Origin of the sequence: Roseateles noduli (genome assembly GCF_050626985.1) — a bacterium.
In the GTDB taxonomy this organism is placed as follows: domain Bacteria; phylum Pseudomonadota; class Gammaproteobacteria; order Burkholderiales; family Burkholderiaceae_C; genus Roseateles; species Roseateles noduli_A.
In genome coordinates this window covers 3,839,057-3,863,159 of record NZ_CP192463.1, presented here as the reverse complement: position 1 = coordinate 3,863,159, position 24,103 = coordinate 3,839,057, and the positions used below count along the sequence as shown (strand labels likewise).

21 protein-coding genes and 1 pseudogene are annotated in these 24,103 nt (G+C 70.3%); 12 read left to right on the top strand and 10 right to left on the bottom strand.

Going from position 1 to position 24,103, the window contains the following annotated elements:
• Positions 1-34 precede the first annotated feature (34 nt).
• The 3 genes from ACQ4L4_RS16895 to ACQ4L4_RS16885 all read left to right on the top strand — a co-directional run bounded on the left by ACQ4L4_RS16895 (position 35) and on the right by ACQ4L4_RS16885 (position 3,048).
• The gene (locus ACQ4L4_RS16895; RefSeq protein WP_431100090.1) at positions 35-1,048 is read left to right on the top strand and encodes an aldo/keto reductase; all 1,014 of its coding nucleotides are present in this window, start codon (positions 35-37) and stop codon (positions 1,046-1,048) included.
• Positions 1,049-1,213: 165 nt separating this feature from the next.
• Positions 1,214-2,260 (top strand): diacylglycerol/lipid kinase family protein, encoded by a 1,047-nt coding sequence (locus ACQ4L4_RS16890; protein ID WP_431100089.1) that lies wholly within the window; start codon positions 1,214-1,216, stop codon positions 2,258-2,260.
• A complete protein-coding gene (locus ACQ4L4_RS16885) occupies positions 2,257-3,048 on the top strand; it encodes a metallophosphoesterase family protein (RefSeq protein WP_431100088.1) in 792 nt (263 codons plus the stop codon). Before ACQ4L4_RS16890 ends, ACQ4L4_RS16885 begins: the two co-directional genes overlap by 4 nt.
• Here the strand turns inward: ACQ4L4_RS16885 and ACQ4L4_RS16880 are convergent.
• The 4 genes and pseudogenes from ACQ4L4_RS16880 to ACQ4L4_RS16865 all read right to left on the bottom strand — a co-directional run bounded on the left by ACQ4L4_RS16880 (position 3,018) and on the right by ACQ4L4_RS16865 (position 4,808).
• A complete protein-coding gene (locus ACQ4L4_RS16880) occupies positions 3,018-3,863 on the bottom strand; it encodes a phosphatase PAP2 family protein (RefSeq protein ID WP_431100087.1) in 846 nt (281 codons plus the stop codon). The two genes, ACQ4L4_RS16885 and ACQ4L4_RS16880, sit on opposite strands and share 31 nt — an antisense overlap.
• Positions 3,864-3,873: 10 nt before the next feature.
• Positions 3,874-4,047, bottom strand: coding sequence for a hypothetical protein (locus ACQ4L4_RS16875; RefSeq protein ID WP_431050341.1), 174 nt, complete (start codon positions 4,045-4,047; stop codon positions 3,874-3,876).
• 6 nt (positions 4,048-4,053) lie between these two features.
• Positions 4,054-4,203: pseudogene (locus ACQ4L4_RS16870) on the bottom strand (Fic family protein); the annotation flags it as partial.
• A gap of 350 nt (positions 4,204-4,553) precedes the next feature.
• On the bottom strand, positions 4,554-4,808 hold the full coding sequence (locus ACQ4L4_RS16865) for a hypothetical protein (protein WP_431100086.1): 255 nt from the start codon (positions 4,806-4,808) through the stop codon (positions 4,554-4,556).
• 159 nt (positions 4,809-4,967) lie between these two features.
• Here ACQ4L4_RS16865 and ACQ4L4_RS16860 point away from each other — a divergent pair, with 159 nt between their 5' ends.
• The 7 genes from ACQ4L4_RS16860 to corA all read left to right on the top strand — a co-directional run bounded on the left by ACQ4L4_RS16860 (position 4,968) and on the right by corA (position 12,466).
• Positions 4,968-5,966 carry a LysR family transcriptional regulator gene (locus ACQ4L4_RS16860; protein ID WP_431100085.1) on the top strand — a complete coding sequence of 333 codons (999 nt, stop codon included), beginning with the start codon at positions 4,968-4,970 and terminating at the stop codon, positions 5,964-5,966.
• 296 nt (positions 5,967-6,262) lie between these two features.
• Positions 6,263-7,276: an extracellular solute-binding protein gene (locus tag ACQ4L4_RS16855; protein WP_431104957.1), complete on the top strand. Its 1,014-nt coding sequence runs from the start codon at positions 6,263-6,265 to the stop codon at positions 7,274-7,276.
• Between the two features lie 4 nt (positions 7,277-7,280).
• Positions 7,281-9,002: an ABC transporter permease gene (locus ACQ4L4_RS16850; RefSeq protein WP_431100083.1), complete on the top strand. Its 1,722-nt coding sequence runs from the start codon at positions 7,281-7,283 to the stop codon at positions 9,000-9,002.
• A 52-nt stretch (positions 9,003-9,054) separates the two neighbouring features.
• Positions 9,055-9,735: an ABC transporter ATP-binding protein gene (locus ACQ4L4_RS16845; protein WP_431100082.1), complete on the top strand. Its 681-nt coding sequence runs from the start codon at positions 9,055-9,057 to the stop codon at positions 9,733-9,735.
• Between the two features lie 68 nt (positions 9,736-9,803).
• Positions 9,804-10,961, top strand: a complete 1,158-nt coding sequence (locus tag ACQ4L4_RS16840; protein WP_431100081.1) for a Fic family protein — start codon at positions 9,804-9,806, stop codon at positions 10,959-10,961.
• Entirely contained in the window at positions 10,958-11,410 is a 453-nt protein-coding gene (locus tag ACQ4L4_RS16835; RefSeq protein WP_431100080.1) for a GNAT family N-acetyltransferase, read from the top strand. The genes ACQ4L4_RS16840 and ACQ4L4_RS16835 overlap by 4 nt, the downstream gene beginning before the upstream one ends.
• 87 nt (positions 11,411-11,497) lie before the next feature.
• Positions 11,498-12,466 carry a magnesium/cobalt transporter CorA gene (gene corA / locus ACQ4L4_RS16830; RefSeq protein WP_431100079.1) on the top strand — a complete coding sequence of 323 codons (969 nt, stop codon included), beginning with the start codon at positions 11,498-11,500 and terminating at the stop codon, positions 12,464-12,466.
• 93 nt (positions 12,467-12,559) lie between these two features.
• Here corA and ACQ4L4_RS16825 read toward each other — a convergent pair whose 3' ends face one another.
• The 5 genes from ACQ4L4_RS16825 to ACQ4L4_RS16805 all read right to left on the bottom strand — a co-directional run bounded on the left by ACQ4L4_RS16825 (position 12,560) and on the right by ACQ4L4_RS16805 (position 18,945).
• Entirely contained in the window at positions 12,560-13,624 is a 1,065-nt protein-coding gene (locus ACQ4L4_RS16825) for a tartrate dehydrogenase (RefSeq protein WP_431100078.1), read from the bottom strand.
• A 123-nt stretch (positions 13,625-13,747) separates the two neighbouring features.
• The gene (hpaI, locus tag ACQ4L4_RS16820) at positions 13,748-14,548 is read right to left on the bottom strand and encodes a 4-hydroxy-2-oxoheptanedioate aldolase (protein ID WP_431100077.1); all 801 of its coding nucleotides are present in this window, start codon (positions 14,546-14,548) and stop codon (positions 13,748-13,750) included.
• Positions 14,549-14,675: 127 nt separating this feature from the next.
• Positions 14,676-16,127: an NAD-dependent succinate-semialdehyde dehydrogenase gene (locus ACQ4L4_RS16815; protein ID WP_431100076.1), complete on the bottom strand. Its 1,452-nt coding sequence runs from the start codon at positions 16,125-16,127 to the stop codon at positions 14,676-14,678.
• A 134-nt stretch (positions 16,128-16,261) separates the two neighbouring features.
• Positions 16,262-17,788, bottom strand: coding sequence for a UxaA family hydrolase (locus ACQ4L4_RS16810; protein ID WP_431104956.1), 1,527 nt, complete (start codon positions 17,786-17,788; stop codon positions 16,262-16,264).
• Positions 17,789-17,946: 158 nt separating this feature from the next.
• Positions 17,947-18,945 carry a tripartite tricarboxylate transporter substrate binding protein gene (locus ACQ4L4_RS16805; RefSeq protein ID WP_431100075.1) on the bottom strand — a complete coding sequence of 333 codons (999 nt, stop codon included), beginning with the start codon at positions 18,943-18,945 and terminating at the stop codon, positions 17,947-17,949.
• Positions 18,946-19,143: 198 nt separating this feature from the next.
• Between ACQ4L4_RS16805 and ACQ4L4_RS16800 the strand changes: the two genes are divergently transcribed.
• The gene (locus ACQ4L4_RS16800) at positions 19,144-20,151 is read left to right on the top strand and encodes a LysR substrate-binding domain-containing protein (protein ID WP_431100074.1); all 1,008 of its coding nucleotides are present in this window, start codon (positions 19,144-19,146) and stop codon (positions 20,149-20,151) included.
• On the opposite strand, the gene ACQ4L4_RS16795 is transcribed toward ACQ4L4_RS16800, so the two are convergent.
• A complete protein-coding gene (locus ACQ4L4_RS16795) occupies positions 20,100-21,128 on the bottom strand; it encodes a hypothetical protein (RefSeq protein WP_431100072.1) in 1,029 nt (342 codons plus the stop codon). The two genes, ACQ4L4_RS16800 and ACQ4L4_RS16795, sit on opposite strands and share 52 nt — an antisense overlap.
• Positions 21,129-21,420: 292 nt before the next feature.
• Between ACQ4L4_RS16795 and ACQ4L4_RS16790 the strand changes: the two genes are divergently transcribed.
• Positions 21,421-24,078: a hypothetical protein gene (locus ACQ4L4_RS16790; RefSeq protein WP_431100071.1), complete on the top strand. Its 2,658-nt coding sequence runs from the start codon at positions 21,421-21,423 to the stop codon at positions 24,076-24,078.
• Positions 24,079-24,103: the final 25 nt, after the last annotated feature.

Genomic DNA, 24,103 nt, shown 5'->3' with positions numbered 1-24,103 from the left:
TGGGAACAAGCCACTCTTCCCGAAAGGACTTCCCATGGCTCTGAAAGACCTGCTTCCCGGCAAGCTGGGATTCGGCACCGCCCCGCTGGGCAACATGTTCCGCGACATCCCCGAGGCCGAAGCCCGCGCCACCGTCGACGCCGCCTGGAACGACGGCATCCGCTACTTCGACAACGCACCGTTCTACGGCGCCGGCCTCGCCGAGATCCGCATGGGCGACGCGCTGGCCGGGCGCCCGCGCGACGAGTACGTCATCAGCACCAAGGTCGGCCGCCTGATCCTCGACGAGGTCGAGGACGTCAGCGCCCGCGACAACGGCGAGAAGGGCGACGTCTTCAAGTACGGCCGCCCCAACAGGATCGTCAACGACTACTCCGAGGACGCGACGCTGCGCTCGATCGAGGACAGCCTCAAGCGCCTGAAGACCGACCGCATCGAGATCGTCTGGGTGCACGACGTCGCGCAGGACTTCTACGGCGACGAGTGGCTGGGCGTGTTCGAAGGCGCGCGCAAGGGCGCCTTCAAGGCGCTCGACCGGCTGCGCGACGAGGGCGTGATCAAGGCCTGGGGGCTGGGCGTCAATCGTGTCGAGCCGATCGAACTGGTCATGGCGCTCGACAGCGCGCGCCCCGACGGCTTCCTGCTCGCCGGCCGCTACACGCTCCTCGATCACGATCGCGCATTGCAGCGCGTGATGCCGGAAGTCACCGCCCAGGGGCTGGGCATCGTCGTCGGCGGGCCGTACAGCTCGGGCGCGCTGGTCGGCGGTCCCAACTTCGAGTACGCGCCCGCGACGCCGGCCATCCTCGACAAGGTCGCCCGCATCAAGGCGATCGCCGACCGTCACGGCATCAGCATGAAGGCGGCGGGGTTGCAGTTCTCGCTCGCGAATCCGGCCGTCGCCGCCGTCATCCCGGGGGCGAGCCAGCCGAGCCGCCTCGCCGAGGATCGCGCCGCGCTGAATGAGAAGGTGCCGGCCGACTTCTGGCGCGAGCTGCGTCAGGCCAGGCTGGTGCATCCGGAAGCACCGCTGCCCGGCGGCGCATAAGGAACGCGGGGTAGAGAACCGTCACGGAGCGGCCACCGGGCACCGGGCTGCAAAGAGCAAGGAGCACGGATCAAAGAGCAGGCGGGCGGGCAGGCAGGCGTCCGGCTTGCCGGGGCGTTATCGTTCCAGCCGTCCGTCACGCCGCGCGTCTCCTCGCTCATGCCCATGTCCTTGCCGACCGATTCCCGTCTCCCGCCGCTCTTCGTCGTGTTCAACCGCGCCTCGGGCCGTGGCAACCGGGATGAAGTCGGCCCCGCCGTGGAGGCCGCCTGCCGCGCTGTCGGGCGCGAGGCGCACCTGCTGCCCATCGAGGCGCCCGGCAAGCTGGCCGAGACGGCCCGCGAAGCCGTGCGCCGTGCCCGCGAAGTCGACGGCGTCGTCGTCGCCGCCGGCGGCGACGGCACGATCAACGGCGTCGTCCAGGAGGTGCTCGGCAGCGGTTGCACCTTCGGCGTGCTGCCGCGCGGCACCTTCAACTACTTCGCCCGCACGCACGGGATCCCTGCCGACCTCGACGGCGCGCTGCGCGTGCTGCTTGAAGAGCAGGCCGCACCGGTGCAGGTGGGGCTGCTCAATGAGCGGGTCTTCAACGTCAACGCGAGCCTCGGGCTCTACTCGCAGTCGCTGGAGGACCGCGAGGTCTGGAAGCAGCAGTTCGGCCGCAGCCGCCTGATCGCGGCCGGCGCGGTGCTGGCGACGATCCTGCGCGGCCATCGCAGCCTCGGCCTGACCATCGAGCTGCACGGGCAGCCCAGGCACGTGCGCACGCCGACGGTCTTTGTCGGCAACAACGCGCTCCAGATGGAGCAGGTCGGCCTGCCTGAGGCGCAGGCCATCGATCGCGGCGAACTGGCCGGCGTGATGCTCAAGCCCGTCGGACGCTGGGGCCTGCTGAAGCTGCTCGTGCGCGGCGCGATGGGAAAGCTCGCCGAGGCGGACCAGATCGTCAACTTCCCCTTCAATCGCCTCACCGTCCGCAGCCGGCGCTTCGGCGCGCGCCGCGTGAAGGTCGCCACCGACGGCGAGGTGCTGTGGATGCGCCTGCCGGTGCGCTTCGAGGTGTCCCCGCATCCGCTGATGCTGATCCGCCCGGAGGGGCTGTCGGAAGAGCGGCGGCAAGCGCAGGCGGCCTTTGCTTCCGATTCCGGCCCCGCTCCCGCCCCGACGTCGGCGCCCACGTCAACGCCGGTCTCCACGGCGCCAAGGACATGACCGTCGTGCTGCAGATGTCAGATCCGCACTTCGGCACCGAGCGGCCGATGGCGGTGGGCGCGCTGGAGCGTCTCTGCGGCGAGCTGAAGCCCGACCTGCTGCTGATCACCGGCGACATCACGCAGCGCGCGCGTCCGATCGAGTTCTCGCGCGCGAAGGCCTTCGTCGAGAAACTGGGCGTGCCGGCGCGGCTGGTGATCCCGGGGAATCACGACATCCCGCTCTATGCGGTGACCACGCGGTTGCTGCATCCCTATCGGCGCTATGAGCGCGCGTTCGGGCCTGCCGAGGACGGCGAGTTCGAGAGCGAGGACCTGCTCGTCATCGCGCTCAACACGACGCGCCGCTACCGGCACAAGAACGGCGAGGTGTCCGATCCGCAGATCGAGCGCACGGCGCAGCGGCTGGCCCGCGCGAAGCCGGGACAGGTGCGGCTCGTGGCCGTGCATCAGCCGGTCGCGGTGACCAAGACGGCCGACCTTCCCAACCTGCTGCGCGGCCACGCGAAGGCGGTGCGGCGCTGGTCGGAGGCAGGGGTGGACGCGGTGCTCGGCGGTCACATCCACTTGCCCTATGTGCTACCGCTGCATGAGCGTCGGACCGACCTGCCGCACCCGGTATGGGCGGTGCAGGCGGGTACGGCGCTGAGCATCCGCGTGCGCGGCGGGATTCCGAATTCCGTGAACGTGATCCGGACCGGGCCGGGGCGCGCGGCCGTCGTCGAACGGTGGGACGTCGACGAGACCGCCGGCCTCTTTCAGCGTGTGAGCTCGACGGCGCTGGCCTGACGCCCAACGCGTCTGCGGCGCGCCCAGCGCGCGAGTTCGATGCTGACGATGGAGACGGTCAGCCAGGCGGCGCCGGAAGCGAAGCCGGCCAGCACGTCGCTCGGGAAGTGCACGCGCAGGAAGATGCGGCTGGCGCCGACCGAGAACGCCAGCCCCGCCGCCGCGATCCAGGCCGCCACATGCCAGCGCCGCGGCAGCAGGCGCACGGCGAGGTAGGCGAGCATCCCCATCGCGATCACCGTGCCGGAGCTGTGGCCGCTGGGGAAGCTGAATCCCTCCTCGGTCAGCCAGCGGGTCGGATGCACGGGACGGGCGCGTTCGAAGATGTGCTTCAGCGTCGGATTGAGCGCGGCGTTGCCCAGCATCGCCAGCGCCCAGCCGAGCGCCAGCCCGCGGCGTCGCAGGAGCAGCAGCACCACGAGCATCGCTATACCGAGCGTGATCAGCGTCTCCCGGTTGCCGACGAACGTGATCAGGTAGAACGCCCACAGCGCGAGATCGGGCACGTGATCGATCATCGCGACGATGAAGGCCTCGTCGAGCCGGCCGAGCGTCTGCTCGGCATGGAGCGCCTCCGCGATCTCGGCGAACAGCATCGCGCCGCCGACGATGAAGGCGAAGCCGGCCGCGAAGCGCAGCAGCAGCGCGGCCGGGGAGAGCGGCTCGGGCGCGGCCGCCTGCCCGCCGCGGTCCGGCAGCAAGGCGCGCGCGGCGAGCCAGGTCGTGCCGGTGACCAGCACCAGCAGCGCGCCGTAGATCGCCAGCGCATGGGCGCCGGCGAAGCCGGCGGCGTCGAGGAGAGAGACGTGGGACATGCGTCGATTGTTAGCTCAACATCCACGGATATTTCTGCATCGACCTTCGATACAGCCATTCGAAAAGATCGACGGCCACGGACACGTCGTTGCGCTCGTACACGCCGAGCATCGCCACCACGTAGTCGCTGGCCTCGACGCCGCCGAAACTGAGCGGTGCGCAGTGGCCGGCCAGCAGGGGCATGTTGGCCGACAGTCGACCGGTGCGCTTGTTGCCGTCGGCGAAGGCCTGCAGGTAGGCGACGTGGATCCAGAGGAAGAACGCGGCTTCGACCGGATTGAGGATCGCTGCTGCCTTGATGGCGATCTGTTGAAGCAGTTCTTCGAGGAGCGCGGGGATCCGTCCCGGCTGGCCGCGGGGCGAAACAGGTCGAATCCGGTTCCGCTACCGCAGGGGACGGCAGTTCAAGCAGCTCAGGCATGTATCGCATCACTCACCTTGTTCTCTCAACAACAAGGCATCGATGCTGCTCGGCGACGGGCTTGACTCCGGTCAAAACGCTGCGGGCGGGCTCAGCGGCGTGGCGGGATTTGACGGATCACGACTCGCGCACTCCCTCAAATCTGCAGGTCCGGCTGTCGTGTGGCACCCGATGTGCGGCTTCCACGCGACAAAGAAAAAAGCCGGACCTCGCGGCCCGGCTCTTCCTTGCAGGAGGGACGCTGGTCAGGCGTCCTGAAGAACTCGGCTCAGTACATCATCCAGCCGTTGCGGGCGACGCGGCGCAGCGAGAAGGCCAGGTCCGGGCGCTCGGCCGACTGCTCGGCGGCGGCTTGCAGGACGGCTTCGCGGGGGCGCAGCTCGACGGCGGCGTGGACGAATTCGACGACGGCGTGGCCGGCGCGCAGAGCCAGGCTCACCAGACGCTCGCCGGCCACGTTGGCGGTGCGAGCCCGGGCTGCGTCGGCAGCCATCACTTGGACATTCAGCGTGGCGGTGGTCATGGCGGTTCCTTCTGAGGTGATGTTGGGTGGCGCTTGCTTGGCGGGTGGCCGTGCGCCATGGACGAGATATTGCGGTTTTCACGTACGGCACGCCAATTGCGCTTGGGAATCGCGTCATCACCGCCAGAAATGACCCGTGACGGAATTAGCATCCGACGCATGAGCACCCCCCGCCCCGTCAACTTCCGGACGCTGGACCTGAACCTGCTGCGCGTCTTCGACGTGGTGATGGAAGAACGCCACGTCACCCGCGCCGCGCACCGGCTGTCCATCACCCAGCCGGCCGTCAGCAACGCGCTGCGGCGCCTGCGCGAGGCCACGCACGAGGAACTCTTCATCCCCAGCTCCACCGGCGTCGAGCCGACGCCCCATGCCCAGTCGCTCTGGCCGGTGGTCCGCCGCGCGCTGTCCGCGCTGCAGCAGGCGCTGGAGCCGCAGGTCTTCGACCCGCGCGCCGCCGGCAACACGGTCAGCTTCACGCTGGCGATGGCGGACGCGACCGCGGCGCTGGTCGTGCCGCAACTGAGCCGGCGCTTCCTGGAGGAGGGCATCCACGTCGGCCTGCGCGTCGTGCCGCTGACCACCCGCGACCCGCGCGAGCTGCTGGAGCAGGGCTGGGCCGATCTGGCGATCGGCTTCTTCCCCGACCTGACCGAGCAGTTGATGATCGAGGACGACAGCACCGCCTTCCGGCGCGAGGCGCTCTACGCGAGCCGCTACGTCTGCGTCATGCGCGCCGACCATCCGCTGGCCGAGCACGGCGCGTTGACGCTGGATGCCTACTGCGCCGCGCAGCACCTGCGCGTGAGCTTCGCGGGCCGCGCGCACGGCTTCGTCGACGACGCGCTGGCGACCATCGGCCGCAAGCGGCGGGTGGCGATGACGGTCAACAGCTTCTTCACCGGCACGATGGCCGTGCAGCAGTCCGACCTGATCACGGTGCTGCCGGACAGCTTCGTCCCGGCCACCGGCTTCGCCGGCCAGCTCGCCTGCCGGAACCTGCCCTTCGCGCTGCGCGGCATCGACATCAGCCAGGTCTGGCACATCCGCGCCGAGCCCGATCCGGCGCAGCGCTGGCTGCGGCAGGTGATCGGGGAGATATCGGACGTCATCGCCGCCGGGGCGCGGGCGTTGCCGCAAGCCACGGCGGCGGCCTGAAGACCGCCCGAAGCCGCGGTCCGGCGTCACCGCGGTCCGGCGTCACCGCCGTCCGGGTCTCGGTTCTTCCTGTCGACCCTTGCAGCTTTTGTCTCCTTCCGCCCGGGGGACGGCGCGCCTACATTGCGCGTCTCTCCAGATGAGAGTCGTTCTCATCGACGGAGCCCGAAGCTTCCGGTCCGCCCCCGTCCCCGGGGGCCCTCGTCCGTTCTGACGCCTGAGAAAGAGACAACACGATGCGCCGATCTGCCAAGTTCTTGCGTTCCAAACTCCGCCCGATCGTCGCCACGGCGGCCATGGCGGTGTCTGCCATCGCGCTGGTGCCAGGTGTTGCGCAGGCCAACGTACCCGCCGGCGGCGAGCTGACGCTCTACACGACGCGCGAGGTCGCGCTCGTCCAGCCGCTGCTGTCCGCATTCACCGCGAAGACGGGGACCCGGGTCAATACGGTGTTCGTGAAGGACGGGCTGCTGGAGCGCGTCAAGGCCGAGGGCGCCCGCTCGCCGGCCGACCTGCTGATGACGGTCGACGTCGGCAACCTGATCGACCTCGTCGAAGGCGGCGTGACGCAGCCGCTGAAGTCGGCCGAGATCGAGTCGGCCGTGCCGGCCAACCTCCGCGCGGCCGACGGCCAGTGGACCGCGCTGTCGCTGCGGGCCCGCGTGCTCTACGCGGATCCGTCCCTGAAGACCGGCGCAATCCGCTACGAGGACCTGGCCGATCCGAAGTGGAAGGGCAAGGTCTGCACGCGCTCGGGCCAGCACCCGTACAACACGGCCCTGGTCGCCGCGATGATCGCCCACGACGGCGAGGCCAAGACCGAGCAGTGGCTGCGCAGCCTGAAGGCCAACCTCGGCCGCAAGCCCACCGGCGGCGATCGCGACGTCGCGCGGGACATCCTGGGCGGCCTCTGCGACGTGGGGCTGGCCAACTCGTACTACGTCGGCCAGATGAAGTCGGCCAAGCCCGGCAGCGACGCGCGCAAGTGGGGCGACGGCATCCAGGTGCTGAAGCCCGTCTTCGCGAAGGGCGCGGGCACGCACGTCAACATCAGCGGCGCCGCGGTGGCGAAACACGCGCCGAACAAGGCGGCCGCGCAGGCGCTGATGGAGTTCCTCGTGTCGGAGCCGGCGCAGCAGCTCTACGCGCAGACCAACTACGAGTACCCGGTGCGTGCCGGCGTCACGCTGGATCCGCTGATCCAGTCGGCGATCGGCCCGGTGAAGGCCGATGCGCTGCCGCTGACGGAGATCGCGCGCCACCGCAAGCAGGCCAGCCTGCTGATCGACAAGGTCGCCTTCGACCAGTGACGGCGTGAGGCGTTTCTTCGGCCGGCCGCGCGCGGTCGGCCCGTTGTGGCACGCGACGGCTTCGGTCATCGCGCTCGTCGTGCTGGCGCCGCTGGGCGCGCTGGCGTGGACGGCGCTGGGTGCCGGGGCCGCGCATTGGGCCCACCTGTTCGAGCATGTGCTGCCGCGCGCCGCCGCGCAGACGGTGACGCTGCTGATCGGCGTCGGCCTGCTGACGGCGATCGTCGGCACCGGCTGCGCGTGGCTGGTGACGCGTGTCGACTTCCCCGGCCGCGCGGTGCTGCGCTGGGCGCTGCTGCTGCCGCTGACGGTGCCGACCTACATCGCGGCCTACAGCTACGTCGACCTGCTGCATCCGATCGGGCCGTTCCAGGGCGCCGTGCGCGCGCTGCTCGGGTTCGAGTCGCCGCGCCAGTTCCGGCTGCCCGATGCCCGCTCGATGGGCGGCGCGGTGCTGGTGCTGTCCGCCGTGCTCTATCCCTACGTCTACCTGAGCATGCGCGCGATGTTCTCGACGCAGCCCGCGCGCTTGATGGAGGCGGCGCGGCTGCTCGGCGAAGGGCCGTGGGGCGCGTTCCTGCGCGTCGCGCTGCCGATGGCGCGCCCGGCGCTCGCGGTGGGCGTCGGCCTGGTGCTGCTGGAAGTGCTGAACGACGTCGGCGCGTCCGAGTTCCTCGGCGTGACCACGCTGACCACGACGATCTACACGACCTGGGTGACGCGCTCCGACCTGGGCGCGGCCGCGCAGATCGCCTGCGCGATGCTGGCAATGGTGGCGTTGCTGGTCTGGCTGGAGCGGCAGGGACGCCGCCGTCAGCGCGCAGGCAGCGTGCGCGCGATGCGACCCGCCGCGCGGCGTCGGCTGCGCGGCGCCATGGCGTGGCTCGCGACCGCCGCCGCGGCCTTGCCCGTGCTGATCGGCTTCGTGCTGCCGGCGGGGCATCTGGCGGTGCTGGCCTGGAAGCGGGCGGTGGAGGGGCACGGACTGTCCCCGGAGGTCCTGTCCGGCGCGATGCATTCGGCGGGGTTGGCGTTGAGCGTGACGGTGATCGCCGTGGCGGCGGGTCTGATCGTCGCCTGGGCGTCCCGATCGACGGGCGGCGCCGGACGTCCGCGCGCGTGGTGGCTGGGCAGTGCCGCGCTCGGTTATGCGGTGCCCGGCACGGTGCTGGCGATCGGCCTGCTGCCGCCGGCATTGGTCGTCGACGGCTGGATCGCCGATCTGCTGGGCCTGCCCGGCCTGCCGTTGATGAGCGTCGGCGCGGTGCTCGTCGTGGCCGGCGCGATCCGCTTCCTGGCCTTGCCGATCGGCGGTGTCGAGGCGGGGCTCGCGCGTCTGCCGGCGCCGCTGGAGCAGGCCGCCCGCAGCCTCGGCGAAACGCCGCTCGGCACGCTGCGCCGCGTCCATCTGCCGCTGCTGCGTCCGGCGCTCATGGCGAGTGCGCTGCTGGTCTTCATCGACGTGATGAAGGAACTTCCCGCCTCGCTGCTGCTGCGGCCCGCCAACGTCGAGACACTGCCGACACTGCTCTACGCCGAGGCCGCGCGCGGCAGCTACGAGCACGGCGCGCTCGCCGCGCTGCTGATCGTCGCTGTCGGCCTGCCGGCGGTGCTGCTGCTGAGCCGGGAACCCGCGGAGCGGACGCCTCCTGCGCCGCCCGTGCCGGACGCCAGGTCCGAGGCGGAGACACCCGCCGCGTTCGTGGCGATGAAGGGCACGACATGAAGGGCACGACATGAAGCGCACGACATGAAGGCATCGACGTGAAGGCATCGACATGAGCACGCTCACCCTTGAGAACCTCCACCTGCGCTACCCGGGCGCCGAATCCGCCGTCCTGAACGGGCTGTCGCTGACGCTGCCGCTGGGCGGCATCGCCTGCCTGCTCGGGCCGTCGGGTTGCGGCAAGAGCACGGCGCTGCGCGCGATCGCCGGGTTCGAGCCGCTGAGCGCGGGGCGCGTGCTGCTCGACGGACGGGAGCTGTCCGGCCCCGGTGTCCACGTCGAGCCGGAACACCGCGGCGTCGGCCTGCTGTTCCAGGAGATCGCCCTGTTCCCGCACCTGAATGCGGCGGCCAACGTCGGCTTCGGCCTGCGTCGCCGGGCTGCCGCCGAGCGCGACCGCCGCGTGCGCGAGCTGCTGTCGCTGGTGGGGCTCGACGACCTGGGCTCGCGCATGCCGCACGAGCTTTCCGGAGGCCAGCAGCAGCGGGTCGCGCTCGCACGGGCGCTGGCGCCTTCACCGCGACTGCTGCTGCTCGACGAGCCCTTCTCCAATCTCGACGCCGCGACGCGCGACCGCCTCGTCGTCGAAGTGCGCGACATCCTGCGCTCGGCGGGCCAGACCGCGTTGATGGTCACGCACGATGCCGATGAAGCCGAGGCGATGGCGGACTGGATCGGGGTGATGGCGGACGGGCGACTCGTCGAATGGCGACCGACACGGGTAGCCGCCTAGCGCATTGCAGTCATTGAAAGTTCCGCAGGGAGGCGGAGCATGGCGGTCTTCTTCAAGACGGAGCCTGTATGCGACGCGGAATTGCTGGTTGCCACGAATATTCCATTGCCGGCGGCGAGGTGTGCCAGGCCTTCGTGCCGACACCGCTGCCGCCGCGCCCCTCCCTGATCCTGGACACCGACCTGGAGATGCGTCTGGACCGCGCGAACCAGTCGTTGGGGCGGCTGGATGGCCTGTCGCTGCTCATGCCGGATCCTTCCATCCTGCTGTACAGCTACATCCGCAAGGAAGCCGTCCTGTCATCGCGGATCGAGGGCACGCAATCCTCGCTGGCGGATCTGCTGTTGTACGAGGCGGATGGCGCGCCCGGCGTGCCCGTGGACGATGTGCAGGAGGTGTCCTGCTACGTGTCGGCCCTGGAGCATGGGGTCGACCAGCTGCGCCGCGGGCTGCCGATCTGCACGCGGCTGATGAACGAGATGCATCGGCGCCTGATGACACAGGGCCGGGGCATGGGGAAGGCGCCGGGGGAGATCCGTCGCACGCAGAACTGGATCGGCGGGCCATCGGTGACGGACGCCAGCTTTGTGCCGCCCCCGCCGCATCGACTCGCCCAGTGCCTGGCCGATCTGGAGCGCTTCATCAATGACCAGCCGGAGCGCCATCCGGCGCTCAAGAAGGCGGCCTTGACCCACCTCCAGTTCGAGACCATCCACCCCTATCTGGACGGCAACGGCCGGCTCGGCCGATTGCTGATTCCACTGATGCTCATTGCCGACGGGGTCCTGCGCGAGCCCGTGCTGTTCCTGTCGCTCTACTTCAAGGCGCATCGGAGCGACTACTACGAGCTGCTGCAGCAGGTGCGCGAGCACGGCGATTGGGAAGAGTGGCTGTGGTTCTTCGCCGGCGGCGTGCAGGTCGCGTCGGCGCAGGCGGTGGATCTGGCCCTGGCGATCACGCGGCTGTACACGACGGACGGCGTGCGCATCCGGCGTGAGGCCAGCCGCAACGAGGACGCCCTGCGCGTGCATCACGCGCTCTTCTGCCGGCCGGTGGCGCGCCGCGCCGACATCACCGCATTCAACGGCCTGGACGCGGCGTCCATCGACCGCGGTGTGGCGGTGCTGGTGGATCTCGGCCTGATCCACCGGGTATGCGGAACGGCCGGGGAGCCGATCTTCGTGTACACCGCTTATCTCGACCTGCTGAACCACGAAGAGACATGAGCATCCTCCTCCGCCCCGCCGTTCCGACCGACATCGCCGCCTGCATCGACCTGCGCGGCCGCACGCGCGAGAACGCCGTGCCGGCCGCGCGCCTGGCCGAGCTCGGCATCACGGAAGCGTCCTGGTCCGGCCAGGTCCGCGATGGCGCGCTGCCGGGCTTCGTCGCGGAGACGGGCGGCGTGATGGCCGGCTACTGCTTCGGCGATGCCGCCAGCGGTGAGATCGTCGTCCTCGCGCTGCTGCCCGAGCATGAGGGTCACGGCCTCGGCAAGGCGCTGCTGGACCTCACCGTCGCCCATTTGCGCGGGCTGGGGCATCAGCGCCTGTTCCTCGGCTGCTCGGCCAACCCGGCGCATCGCTCGCACGGCTTCTATCGCCGGCAGGGCTGGCGGCCGACCGGCGAGCGCGATGGCTACGGCGATGAAGTGCTCGAGCTCCTGCCCCCGTGAACAGGGCGGATTCCCCGTGGTTTCTTTGATGCCGTCTTGATCCCGCTCGGGCTACCCTAGAGCCAAGCAAGAACATCGAGACAAGCCATGCTCATCAACTGTGTCGCCTACCGCGACGGCCGCCGGCTGGCCGATATCCAGCCTGAAGCGATCAGCGATTACCTCAAGCTGCCCGACTGTTTCGTCTGGGTCGCCCTGCGCGATGCGTCGACCGAAGAGGTCCTCGCGATGAAGGAGGAGTTCGACCTGCACGAGCTCGCGGTCGAGGATGCGTTGCACGGCCAGCAGCGGCCGAAGGTGGAGGAGTACGGCGACACGCTGTTCGCCGTGATGCAGACCGTGCAGTTCACGCCGACGGACGAGCTCTGCACGGGCGAGGTGTCGATCTTCGTCGGCAACAACTTCGTGCTGTCGATCCGCAACCGTGTCGCGCAGAGCCTGCTGGGCGTGCGCGCCCGCGCGGAGAAGGAGCCGCACATGCTCAAGCGCGGCCCCGGCTTCGTGATGTACGCGATCATGGACGCGGTCGTGGACCGCTACTTCCCGGTCATCGAGGCGCTGGAGACGGAGCTCGAAGCGATCGAGTCGCAGATCTTCGAGCCCGGCGTCACACGCGAGAACATCCGCCGGGTGTATGAGCTCAAGCAGCGCGTCACGGTGGTGAAGCATGCGGTCTCGCCGTTGCTCGACGCCGTCGGCAAGCTGGTGCGCGGCCGCGTGCCGCCGGTCTGCGAGGACACCCGCGAGTACTTCCGCGATGTCTACGACCACCTGGAGCGCATGCAGTCGGCGCTCGACTCGCTGCGCGACACCGCGACGACCGTCATCCAGGTCCACCTGTCGATGGCCGCCATCGAGGACTCGGAGACCACCAAGCGCCTGGCGGCCTGGGCCGGTATCTTCGCGGCGGCCACGGCGTTCGCCGGGATCTGGGGGATGAACTTTGAAGTGATGCCGGAACTGAAGTGGCGATTCGGATATCCGGTCGCGCTCGGCGTCATCACTGCGACCTGCGGTGTCCTGTTCTGGCGATTCAGGAAGGCCGGCTGGCTCTGACGCCTCGGTCTCTCTTGCTCCCTCTCCCGCAAGCGGGAGAGGGAGTAACTCCGGGCTCTGTGGATCGCCGGGGGAGTTCGGGATTGGCTGAGCTCAGATCAACTCGGCGATGGCCTTGCCCATCTCCGTCGTGTTGGCCGTGCCGCCGAGGTCGCCCGTGCGCGGGCCCGACGCGAGCGTCTGCTCGATCGCCTTCAGGATCGCGTCATGCGCTTCCTGCTCGCCGAGGAACTGCAGCATCAGCGCGCCCGACCAGATCATCGCGACCGGGTTGGCGATGTTCTTGCCGTAGATGTCCGGCGCCGAGCCATGCACCGGCTCGAACAGCGACGGGAAGTTGCGCTCCGGATTCAGGTTGGCCGATGGCGCCAGGCCGATCGTGCCGGTCGTCGCGGGACCCAGGTCCGACAGGATGTCGCCGAACAGGTTGGACGCGACCACCACGTCGAAGCGGCCCGGCTGCAGCACGAAGCGCGCGCTCAGGATGTCGATGTGCTGCTTGTCCACGGTGACCGACGGATACCCGGCGCCGACCGCGTCCGCGCGGCCGTCCCACCACGGCATCGAGATCGCGATCCCGTTGCTCTTGGTCGCCACCGTCAGGTGCTTGCGCTCGCGGCTCTGCGCCAGGTCGAAGGCGTACTTCAGCACCCGGTCCGCGCCGAAGCGTGAGTAGACCGATTCCTGGATCACGATCTCGCGGTCGGTGCCCGCGTACATGATGCCGCCAAGGTTGGTGTATTCGCCCTCGGTGTTCTCGCGCACGACGAAATAGTCGATCTCGCCGGGCTTGCGGTTGGCCAGCGGGCAGGGCACGCCTTCGAACAGACGCACCGGGCGCAGGTTGATGTACTGGTCGAATTCGCGCCGGAACTTCAGCAGCGAGCCCCACAGCGACACGTGGTCCGGCACCGTCGCCGGCCAGCCCACCGCGCCGAAGAAGATCGCGTCCTGGCCTTCCAGCTGCGCCTTCCAGTCGTCCGGCATCATCTGGCCGGTCTCGCCGTAGTAGTCGCAGCTGGCCCACTCGATGTGAGTGAACTCGAACTGGATGCCGAAGCGCTTCGCGGCGGCTTCCAGCACGCGCAGCCCTTCGGGCATCACTTCCTTGCCGATGCCGTCGCCGGGGATGACGGCGATCTTGTACGTCTTGCTCATGGTCGTGCTTTCAACGGAGATCAGAAGGCGCGTGTGGATGGTCGTTCGCCGATCCGGTGGATCCGGTCGACTCGGCCGGTTCAACGGGTTCAGCGGGTTCAGCGCTCCACGCGCGGGTGGCGTTCAATAGGGCGAGCCGGTCGGGGCCGGCAGCGGCGGGGCCAGGTCGAAGTCTGCCGCAAGGCGCCGCGTGGCCTGTGCGAGCAGCGTGACGTCGATGCCGACGGCGACGAAGCTCGCGCCGAGCGACAGGTAGTGGCGGGCGAGCGTCGCGTCGCCTGTCAGCGTGCCGGCGGCCTTGCCGCTGGCGACGATGGTGCGGATCGCGCCGTCGATCGCCGCCTGCACCTCCGGGTGCGTCGGCTGGCCGCGATGGCCCATCGAGGCCGCGAGGTCCGCCGGCCCGATGAACACGCCGTCGACGCCGTCCACGGCGCAGATCGCCTCGAGGTTCCTCAGCGCCGTGGCGGTCTCCGCCTGGACGAGCACGCAGGCCTCGCCATCGGCTTCGTCCAGGTACTGGCGCCGCAGGCCCCAGCGCGACGCGCGCGCCACGGCGGCGCCGACGCCGCGCACGCCCAGCGGCGGATAACGCGTGGCCGCGACCACCGCCGCGGCCTGCTCCGCCGTGTCGATCATCGGCACCAGCAGCGTCTGCACGCCGATGTCGAGCAGCTTCTTGATGCCGTCCTTGTCCGCGTTGACGGCGCGCACGACCGGGTGCGCCGGGTAGGGCGCCACCGCCTGCAGCTGCTGCAGCGTGCTGGTCAGCTCGTTGGGCGCATGCTCGCCGTCGATCAGCAGCCATTGGAAACCGGCGGTCGCGCAGACCTCGGCGCTGTAGGCCTGCGCCATCGACAGCCACAGGCCGACCTGAGGCCGGCGCTCTGCCAGGCCCTGCTTGAAGGTGTTGGAGAAGTTCATGGAAGCCTTCATGGATGGCGTCGCGGATGACGTCGTGGATGCATGCCTGGACGCATGCCCGGGTGCATGACCGGATGCTGCGTCGATGGGCTCGTCGAGGTTCTCGTCGATGTCTTCGTCGAGGCGCTCACGACAGCCCGCCCTGGCAAACGTACTTGATGTGGAGGTAGTCGTCGAGCCCGTGCGTGGAACCCTCGCGGCCGTAGCCGGATTCCTTGACGCCGCCGAAGGGCGCGGACTCGGCCGCGATCGCGCCTTCGTTGAGGCCGACGATGCCGCTCTCCAGCGCATCCGCGACGCGCCAGGCGCGGGCGATGTCGCGGGTGTAGAAGTAGGCCGCCAGGCCGAAGGGCGTGTCGTTCGCGGCGGCGACGACCTCGTCCTCGGTCTCGAAGCGGAACACCGGCACGACGGGCCCGAAGGTCTCCTCGTGCCAAAGCAGCATCTCCGTCGTCGCGTTGATCAACACGGTCGGGGCGAAGTAGTTGGGGCCGGCAGCGACCGCGTTGCACACGCGCTCGCCGCCGGTGATGACCAGGGCGCCGTGCGCGACGGCGTCGTCGACGTGGCGCTCGATCTTCTCCAGCGCGCGGGCGTTGATCATCGGACCGATCTGCGAGTCGGCGCGGCTGGCCGGCCCGACCTTCAACGCGGCGACACGCGCCGCGAGCTTCTCGACGAACAGGTCATGGATGCCCGCCTGCGCGAACACGCGGTTCGGGCACACGCAGGTCTGGCCGCCATTGCGGAACTTGGCCGCCATCAGCCCCTCGACGGCCGCGTCGACATCGGCATCGTCGAAGACGATGAAGGGCGCGTTGCCGCCGAGCTCCAGCGACAGCTTCTTCAGCGTCGACGCCGATTCGCGCGCCAGGTGCTTGCCGACCGGCGTCGAGCCGGTGAAGGTGATCTTGCGGACGCGCGCATCGGCCAGCCAGACGTCGACGACCTCCGGCGTGCGCTCGCGCGACGCGCACACGATGTTGAGCACGCCCGGCGGCAGGCCGGCTTCGACGGCCAGCGCCACCAGCGCCAGCGAGGTCAGCGGCGTGTCCTCGGCCGGCTTGGCGATGACGGTGCAGCCGGCGGCCAGCGCCGGCGCGATCTTGCGCGCGATCATCGCGGCCGGGAAGTTCCACGGCGTGATCGCGGCGACCACGCCGACCGGCTCTCGCAGCGCGAGCATGCGGCGACCCTGGACGGGCGCGGGGATGACCTCGCCGTTGGCGCGCGTCGCTTCCTCGGCGAACCACTCGACGTAGCTCGCCGCGTAGGCGACCTCGGCGCGGCCTTCCGCCAACGGCTTGCCCTGCTCCTGCGAGATCAGCGCGCCGAGCCGGTCCTGGTCGCGCAGGATCAGGTCGTTCCAGCGCTTGAGGATCGCCGCGCGCTGCTTCGCCGGCACGGCGCGCCAGCCCTCGAAGGCCGCGTGCGCGGCGTCGACCGCGGCGAGTGCATCTTCGGCACGGCTGTCGGGAACGTCGGCGATGCGGCCGTCGTCGGCGGGATCGACCACCGGGAAGCGGTCGCCGGCGGCGGCGTCGCACCAGCGGCCGGCGATGTGGTTCTTGGTCTGCATGAGGAGGCTCGCAAGCAGGAGTGAAGGGAGGGCCTGGACCAGCGGGCGGCGTGCGGCGAACGACTCGTCGTCAGGTGACGTGGAGCGCTGCCGGACGCCGCCGGGCGCCGACGCGGGCGGCCGCCAAGGGCCGCTCAGCTGACGATGCCCAGGTGCCAGGGCACGAACTCGTGGTCGCCGAGGCCGAGCAGCTCGCTCTTGGTCGGCTCGCCCGAAGCCGAGCGCAGGATGTGTTCGAAGATCCGCTGCCCCATCTGCTCGATGGTCAGCGCGCCGTCGATGACGAGGCCGCAGTTGATGTCCATGTCCTCTTCGAGGCGCGTGTACATCGGCGTGTTGCTGGCCAGCTTGATCGTCGGCGCCGGCTTGGAGCCGAACATCGAGCCGCGCCCGGTGGTGAAGCAGATCAGGTTGGCGCCGCTGGCGATCTGGCCGGTGACGGCGACCGGGTCGTAGCCCGGCGAGTCCATGAACACGAAGCCCGACTGCTCGATGGGCTCGGCGTATTCGTAGACCTGCTGCAGCGGCGTCGTGCCGCCCTTCATCGCGGAGCCCAGCGACTTCTCGAAGATGTTGGCCAGCCCGCCGGCCTGGTTGCCGGGGCCGACCACGCCGTTGAACTGGCCGTTCTGGCCGCGGGTGTATTCCTCCCACCAGGCCAGCCGGTCCAGCAGCTTCTGGCCGACCTCGGGGCTGACCGCGCGGCGGGTGAGCATGTACTCGACGCCGTGGATCTCCGGCGTCTCCGACAGGATGGCGGTGCCGCCGTGGCGCACGAGGATGTCCATCGCCGCGCCCAGCGCCGGATTCGCGCCGATGCCGGAGAAACCGTCCGAGCCGCCGCATTCCAGGCCGATCTTCAGGTGGGCGGCGCTGACCGGCTGCCGCGTCACGCGGTTGGCGATCGGCAGCATCGCCTCGACGGCGCGGATGCCGGCCTCGATCGTGGCGCGCGTGCCGCCGGTGTCCTGCATCACCAGGGTCTTCAGCGTCTCGCCGGGTACCAGGTGTTGCGACTCCATCAGGCCGGCGACCTGGTTGCGCTCGCAACCGAGGCCGACGATCAGCGCGCCGCCCAGGTTGGGATGCCTGGCGTAGCCGGCGATCGTGCGGCGCAGCAGGTCGAAATGGGGACTGGGCGAGGACATGCCGCAGCCGGTGGTCTGGGCGAAGGCGACCACGCCGTCGACGTTCGGATAGTCCTTCAGCCGCTCCGGCGTGAAGTGCTCGGCGATGCGGTTGATGGCGGTCGACGAGCAGTTCACCGAGGCCAGGATGCCGATGAAGTTGCGCGTCGCCACGCGGCCGTCGGCGCGCACGATGCCCATGAAGCTCGCGCGCTCGGATTCGGGCAGGTAGTCGACGGGTTTCACGTCGGCGCCGAAGGCCGGATCGCGGTCGAACTCGACCAGCGCGATGTTGTGCGCATGGACGTAGTCGCCGGCTTCGATGTCGCGCGCGGCGACGCCGATGACGGCGTTGTACTTGCGGATCGGCTCGCCCGCGGCGATGCGGCGCGCCGCGATCTTGTGACCGGCGGGGACCTGCGCCTTCAGGCGAAGTCCGAATTCCGGCAGGTCCTGCCCCAGCGTCAGCACCTGGCGCGCGATCAGGACGTTGTCGTCGCGATGCAGGCGCAGCAGCGGCGAGGACGTCGCCATCGCGGCCGACGCGGCGGCCACCGCGTCGGAGGTGGTGGCGCCGGCCGAGCTCACGGCGCCCGGGGCCGTCCCCGTCGCGATTGCCGTTGCGCTTCCCGTCGCGGTTTCCGTCGCAGTGCCCGTCGCAGTGCCCGTGGCGGTGCCGATGGCGCTCATGGTCAGCCCTTCGCCAGCAGCTCGCGCAGCTTCAGGCGCTCGATCAGCTGCGTGTCCTTGCGGTAGGTGGCCTGGATGTACTTCTCGTACTCGGGCTGGTCGAGGTACATCACCGGCGAGTCGATGCGATCGCAGGTGGCGATGAAGTCCGCGTCCGCCGTGGCCTTGCGGAAGGCGTCGCGCAGCTTGGCGACGATCGCCGGGTCCATGCCCTTGGGCGCGCCGATGCCGTTGGGCGCGTCGACGACCAGGTCGTAGCCGGCTTCCTTGAGCGTCGGCACGTCGGCGAAGTCCTTGGTGCGCGTCGCGCCCCAGGTGACCAGCAGCCGCAGCTTGCCGGACTTGACGTGCGGCGCCCACGAGGTGGAGTCCGCCACCGCGTCCACCTGACCGCCGAGCAGATCCTGCAGCGCCGGCGCGCCGCCCTTGTACGGGATGTGATTCAGCTGGATGCCGGCGAGCAGGTTGAATTCCTCCATGCCGACGTGCGTCGCCCCGCCGATGCCGGCGCTGCCGTAGGTGATCAGGCCGGGCTTGGCCTTCGCGGCGGCGACGAATTCCGCCAGCGTCTTCCACGGCGAATCCGCGCGCACGACCAGGCCGAAGGTCTGGCCGTTGACGCGGGCGAGGTAGGTGAAGTCCTTGAGCGGATCGAGCTGCACGGTGCGCAGCTGCGCGAATCGGGTCACCGAGATCGGCACCTGGCCGATCGTGTAGCCATCGGGCTTGGACGTCGACAGCACCTTGGTGCCCAGCATGCCGGAGGCGCCGGCGCGGTTCTCGATGATGATGGTCTGGCCCAGGACCTTGCCCGCGGCCAGGCACAGCGAGCGCATCGTCACGTCGGCGGTGCCGCCGGCGGGCCAGGGGCAGATGAAGGTGATGGCGCGCTCGGACGGATAGGCGGCGGCCTGAGCGAGGCGCGGCAGCCCGAGGGCGCCAGCGCCGAGGCCGGCGGCGCCGGCGAGCAGGACGCGGCGGCGGTCCATGCGGATGGTCATGTCTTGTCTCCTGGCTCGGGGTCGATGCGGGCATCGATCGATGTCGTGGGCGGGGGCCTCGTCGGGCCATTGGGCAATGGTCGCGAGGTCTCTGTGCGATGCATTGTGGGCACCCGCTCCATGCAACTCAATTGAGGAACTGGACTGCCTTCATGTCATGAACGGCATGAAGGCCTGTCAAGCTCCTAAGATCCGCCCATGAGCCAGATCGACCGCGTCCTCCGTTCCAACCTGAAGCTGCGCCACCTGCAGATGCTGGTGGCGCTCGACCAGTTCCGCCATCTCGGCCGCGCGTCGGAGTTCCTGTCGCAGACGCAGCCGGCGGTGTCCAAGTCGCTGGCCGAGGTCGAACGCATGTTCGGACTGGACCTGTTCACACGCTCCACGCGCGGCACCGAACCCACGCCCTTCGGCGAGGCGGTGGTGCGTTTCGCGCGCTCGGTGCTGTCGGACTTCTCGCGCACCCGCGACGAGATCGCCGCCGTGGCCAGCGGCGCGGCGGGCCGCGTCAGCGTCGGCGCGATGGTGGTGGCGACGCCCGGGCTGGTGGCCGGCGCGGTCGAGCGGCTCAAGCGCCATTCGTCGCTGACGACGGTGCACATCGAGGAGGGCGACCTGACGCGCCTGCTGCCGCGGCTGCGCGTGGGCGAGCTCGACGTCATCGTCGCGCGGCTGGAGCCGGGCTATGCGTCGCCGGACCTGGCGACCGAGCCGCTGGTCGAGGAGGCGATGCGCATCGTCGTGCGCCCCGACCACCCGCTGGCGACGGCGCGCAAGCCCAGGCAGCCGCCGTGGGCCGAGCTCGCCCGCATGCCGTGGGTGATGCCGCCGCCGTGGGCCTCGTCGCGGATCAAGCTGAACCAGATGTTCTATTCACAGCAGCTGGACCCGCCGAGCGACATCGTCGAGAGCGCGTCCTTCCTGGTCACGCTGACCTTCCTGCGCCAACGCGGCGCGGCGGCCTTCGTGGCGGACAACGTCGCGCGCTACCTGGCCCGGGAAGGGCTGGCCAAGGCCTTGCCGATCGACGTGCCGATCGAACTGCCGCCGGTCGGCCTGCTGACGATGCGCGCCCGCCGGCAGTCGCCGGCCGCGGAGCAGTTCATGGCCTGCTGCCGCGAGGTGGCCGCCGCTCACCGGCCTCAGCGCCAACCTCAGCGCCAACCCAAGGCGGCGTCGCGGAAGCTGTCCAGGGCGAGCTCGTAGTTCATCTCCCCGAGCAGGCCGACCAGCCGGTCGCGGTCCGCGTTCCACGCATCGACGACATGGCGCCAGGCGGGCGCGAGGGAGCGGGGCTCGGCTTCGTCCGGCGGGATCTCCGCGTCGATCGAGGCCGGCGGCAGGTCCGACGGCAGCATCAGGCGCGACGGCATGGCGGGCCGGTCCGCATCCTCGTCGTACTGCGTGTCCGCGTCGCTGGCGTCCGTGCCGGGATCGATGCGCCATCGGCCGTCGTCCTGCACGGTGATGCGCGGTCGCAGCCACGGCTCATGGGCGCGCGGGTTCAGCAGGTGGCAGGTGCGATGGCGCGCATCGACGACCAGCAGGCTCAGCACCGAGCCCCGGCCGTTGGCCAGCTCCTCGACGTAGTCGGGGTGCTCCATCGGGCCGTCGACGTCGACGACGAAGTAGCGGTCGTCGATCCATTCGCCCGATCCGTTGACCGAGCAGCCGAAGGTCAGCTCCTGCGGATAGGGCAGCAGCCGGCCGTCGAGCCAGAGCGCGGCGCCGTAGGGCATCTCGAAGACGCGTCCGGCGTCGGGGTACTCGGGCAGGCGCCCGTCCTCCCACCAGACGACGGCCCGGTGCAGGCGGCCCGGTGCGTCGGCGATGCGGAAGCCGGCGGTCCGCCATTCGGGCCACGAACTCCACACGCGCGCCTCGACGCGCTCGTCGAGTCCCATCGCGCGCAGGTCGCGGGTGCTGGCGTGCTGCAACAGATGCTGTGCGAAGTGCCGCCACATGGCGGGGCCCAGCGCGCGGGCGATGGGCTCGGCGTCGCGCAGCCAGTCCAGCAGCAGCGGCACGATGGGCGCCTGCCGGGACCACAGCGCATGCGCGGCGATGGACCGCGCCCAGCGGCGCTCGAGCGCCCGCTCGCCCGGCACCTCGGGTGTCGGGGGCGGCGTGGCGGGGTCGGGGATCTCGTCGGACAGGGACCGTCCGGCGGGCGTGGCGGGCATCCCGACCGAGGAGGGCGGGATGGGCGAAGGCGGAAGGTGGTACAGCGGCATCAGATGGGGGTGCACCGGGGTGAGGGAGGCGGTGGCGCTCGACCGGGGGCAGATGGGAGTCCCGGGGGAGGGGGCACCCGTCACCGTCGTCGGGGACGTTCGAGGAAAGCGGTGTGGGGCCGGGTCTTGCTCGGCGGCGCGCGGCATCGGAAAAAGCTGCCGGGGGGGGCGCCTGTCCCCTCCACGGGGGATGACAGTGCCGGCACCGCGCACCATCCTGGCGGCTTGGGAGGCAGACGCGATGACCGATCCAGGGCCGAACCCGCAGGACGTACGCCAGGAGACCGAGGCGCACGAGACGCACGAGGCGCACGATGGTCGCGGGGCGGCTGACGCGACGGCGGAGCGGGGCGCGCGCGTGGCGGTCGTCGCGGTGCACGGGGTCGCCGACCAGGCGCCCGGTGCCACGGTGCATCAGCTGGCGGCGCTCCTGACGGCGCGGCCTCCCCAGGACGTGCTCTACCGCGACGGGACCTGCGACTGCCTGCTGCTGCAGGTGCCGGTCCTCGAGGGCTGCGTGCCGGCGGCTCACGACCCCGACGCCCGGCCGACCGCGATGAAAGCCTTGCGGCAGTCGCTGAGATCGGACTTTCAACGGACCGGATGGATGGATGCCTCGGCCCGCGGCGTCGCGGAGGACCGGGTGAAGGCGCGGGACTACCAGTCGACCGTCCGTTCCGCGCACACGGCCAAGGGAACGACGTCCCAGGCGCCGGGGGATCCGCTGAAGGGCGAGCCGGACCAGGGCATCGCCTTCACCGACTACCTGCTCTTCAAGGCGCAGCGCGGCAAGGCGGAAACCGAGTACGTCGAAGGACATCGGATCCGCCTTACCCGCGAGGATGCGCGGGCGCGGACCACGCAGCAGGTGGACCTCCATGAGATGTACTGGGCCGACCTGTCGCGTTTGTCGAGCGCGTTGCCGACCATCCTGACCGAGCTGTTCACCATCCTGTTCCGCCTGTCCAAGCTCGCGCGCGACACGATCGACCAGGCGCGCCACGCGGCCGATGCCGCCGGAGCGCCCGCGGGCATCCGGCAGCGCTGGGCCCGGCTGTCCTGGCTGCAGACGGCGCTGGACTGGTCCTTCGCCCACCTGCTGTCCAACCTGTTCCTGCAGACGCTGCTGCTGGGGACCTTCATCGTGGTGATGTCGGCGCTGAACGGCGACCCCCGGGGCGGGACCGCGGAGAGCGTCCGGACGATGCTCGCCGTGGGGTTGCCGGCGCTGACGTACTGGTGGCTGGTCTATCGCCATGTTCGCTCGGCGGTCGGGCGCGCGGTGCTGCTCCTGCTGGCGGTGGCCGCCGGGGTCGCGTTGAAGCTCTTCGCCGCGCCCTGGGTGCTGGGCATCGTGGTGCTGGCCGCGCTTGCGCTGCTGTGCGACGCCGGCCTGAAGCTCGCGGACCGGCGCTTCGTCTCGACGCGTCAGATCGGCCTGGTCTTCCTGGCGCTGAGCCTGGGCACCATCGCGGTGGTGATGCTCTGGTTCTCGCCGAGGCAGGACCTGTGGACCTGGTGGACCGCCGCGGCGCTGCGCGCCTTCGAGCTGATGCTGATGGGCACCTACCTCTGGTGGATCATCGCCGCCGCGCTGCTGGTGCCGTGGACGTGGTACGGCGTCCGGCAGGCCGGGCTCGGCGACGCGGCGCGGGCGAGCGTGGCGACGGCGCGGCTGGGGCTGTTCGTGTCCGTGACCTCGTTCACCGCGGTGGGCATGGTGATCTGGGCCGCCGGCCACCAGGTCCTGGAGCGTGCGGGCGGCAAGTGGGGCTACCGGCCCTGGCTGTTCGATCTGCAGTTCGAGGTGAGCGCCGACGCCTGGGGCTTCCAGCACCGGGCCGCGGAGATGTACCGCGCGCTGCCGGCGGAAAGCTTCCTGACGCTGCGCTACGTCTACAGCACGGCGACCTTCTTCCTCGTGGCCATGCTGCTGCTGGCGCTGGTGGCCTACGTGCTGGTGTCGCTGCTGCCCAGCGTGCTGGCCGAGCTGCAGCGCGGCGTGGGGACGGCGGGCCACCTGGGTCGCTGGCTGACCGGCGGGTATGAGCGGCTGGAGGACTTCGTCGCGCTGCTCGCGATCGCGAGCGCGCTGGTCGCCACCTACATCGGCGGCGTCTACCTGCTGGACCTGCTCCGCCTGGTGTCCCCCTTCACCGCGGCGGACCTGAAGCAGGCCATCGCCGGCACCGGCTTCGGCTCCCAGCTGCTGCTGGCGCCTTTCGTGATCGGCTCGGTGTCGGCGATCGGCGCGTTGACGCTGTTCGGACGCACCTTGTCCAAGTACGCACCGTGGCTGCGGGCGCCGCTGGACGCGATGCTGGATGTCGACAACTATCTGCGCGAGTTCCCGCGCAAGGCCATTCCGCGCGCCCGCATCTTCGCGCGCTACGTGGCGCTGCTGGAGCACCTGAAGCGGGACGGCGCCACGCGCGTCGTGATCGTGTCGCACAGCCAGGGCACGGTCATCACCGCGGACCTGCTGCGATACCTCACCTACCGCGCCATGCGCGATCCCGGCAGCCGGGCGGGTCAGCTGGGGCAGTGGCTGCAGGACATCGAGGTCCACCTGTTCACCGCCGGCAGCCCGCTGCGCCAGCTGTACGCGGCGCGTTTCCCCGACCTCTACCACTGGGTCCGCACCGGGCCCTTGCTGGACCAGCTGGGCGTGGACAAGTGGACCAACGCCTTCGCCGCCGGGGATTACGTCGGGCGCTGGATCTGGGCGCCGTCGTCACCCGAGGCGCCGCATCAATCCGCGTTCTATGCGCCGGGCGCGGCGGCGCTGGATGTGCCGCCGCGCAAGGACCTCTGCGTCGGCGCCGGCGCGCACACGCACTACTTCGATGCCGACAGCGCGCTGGTCGCGCAATGCGTGGATGAGTTGATCCGGTCCTGAGCCTGCATCAGTGGGTGGCTCAGGT

Bases quoted from the DNA above. Each gene is read 5' to 3' on its own strand.
- ACQ4L4_RS16880 (WP_431100087.1), bottom strand. From the start codon at position 3,863: ATGTCCCACGTCTCTCTCCTCGACGCCGCCGGCTTCGCCGGCGCCCAT.
- ACQ4L4_RS16825 (WP_431100078.1), bottom strand. From the start codon at position 13,624: ATGAGCAAGACGTACAAGATCGCCGTCATCCCCGGCGACGGCATCGGC.
- corA (WP_431100079.1), top strand. From the start codon at position 11,498: ATGCTCATCAACTGTGTCGCCTACCGCGACGGCCGCCGGCTGGCCGAT.
- ACQ4L4_RS16835 (WP_431100080.1), top strand. From the start codon at position 10,958: ATGAGCATCCTCCTCCGCCCCGCCGTTCCGACCGACATCGCCGCCTGC.
- ACQ4L4_RS16865 (WP_431100086.1), bottom strand. From the start codon at position 4,808: ATGACCACCGCCACGCTGAATGTCCAAGTGATGGCTGCCGACGCAGCC.
- ACQ4L4_RS16855 (WP_431104957.1), top strand. From the start codon at position 6,263: ATGGCGGTGTCTGCCATCGCGCTGGTGCCAGGTGTTGCGCAGGCCAAC.
- ACQ4L4_RS16875 (WP_431050341.1), bottom strand. From the start codon at position 4,047: ATGCCCCTGCTGGCCGGCCACTGCGCACCGCTCAGTTTCGGCGGCGTC.
- ACQ4L4_RS16895 (WP_431100090.1), top strand. From the start codon at position 35: ATGGCTCTGAAAGACCTGCTTCCCGGCAAGCTGGGATTCGGCACCGCC.
- ACQ4L4_RS16860 (WP_431100085.1), top strand. From the start codon at position 4,968: ATGAGCACCCCCCGCCCCGTCAACTTCCGGACGCTGGACCTGAACCTG.
- ACQ4L4_RS16815 (WP_431100076.1), bottom strand. From the start codon at position 16,127: ATGCAGACCAAGAACCACATCGCCGGCCGCTGGTGCGACGCCGCCGCC.
- ACQ4L4_RS16805 (WP_431100075.1), bottom strand. From the start codon at position 18,945: ATGACCATCCGCATGGACCGCCGCCGCGTCCTGCTCGCCGGCGCCGCC.
- ACQ4L4_RS16845 (WP_431100082.1), top strand. From the start codon at position 9,055: ATGAGCACGCTCACCCTTGAGAACCTCCACCTGCGCTACCCGGGCGCC.
- ACQ4L4_RS16795 (WP_431100072.1), bottom strand. From the start codon at position 21,128: ATGCCCGCCACGCCCGCCGGACGGTCCCTGTCCGACGAGATCCCCGAC.
- ACQ4L4_RS16890 (WP_431100089.1), top strand. From the start codon at position 1,214: ATGTCCTTGCCGACCGATTCCCGTCTCCCGCCGCTCTTCGTCGTGTTC.
- ACQ4L4_RS16885 (WP_431100088.1), top strand. From the start codon at position 2,257: ATGACCGTCGTGCTGCAGATGTCAGATCCGCACTTCGGCACCGAGCGG.
- ACQ4L4_RS16800 (WP_431100074.1), top strand. From the start codon at position 19,144: ATGAGCCAGATCGACCGCGTCCTCCGTTCCAACCTGAAGCTGCGCCAC.
- hpaI (WP_431100077.1), bottom strand. From the start codon at position 14,548: ATGAACTTCTCCAACACCTTCAAGCAGGGCCTGGCAGAGCGCCGGCCT.
- ACQ4L4_RS16810 (WP_431104956.1), bottom strand. From the start codon at position 17,788: ATGGCGACGTCCTCGCCGCTGCTGCGCCTGCATCGCGACGACAACGTC.
- ACQ4L4_RS16790 (WP_431100071.1), top strand. From the start codon at position 21,421: ATGACCGATCCAGGGCCGAACCCGCAGGACGTACGCCAGGAGACCGAG.
- ACQ4L4_RS16840 (WP_431100081.1), top strand. From the start codon at position 9,804: ATGCGACGCGGAATTGCTGGTTGCCACGAATATTCCATTGCCGGCGGC.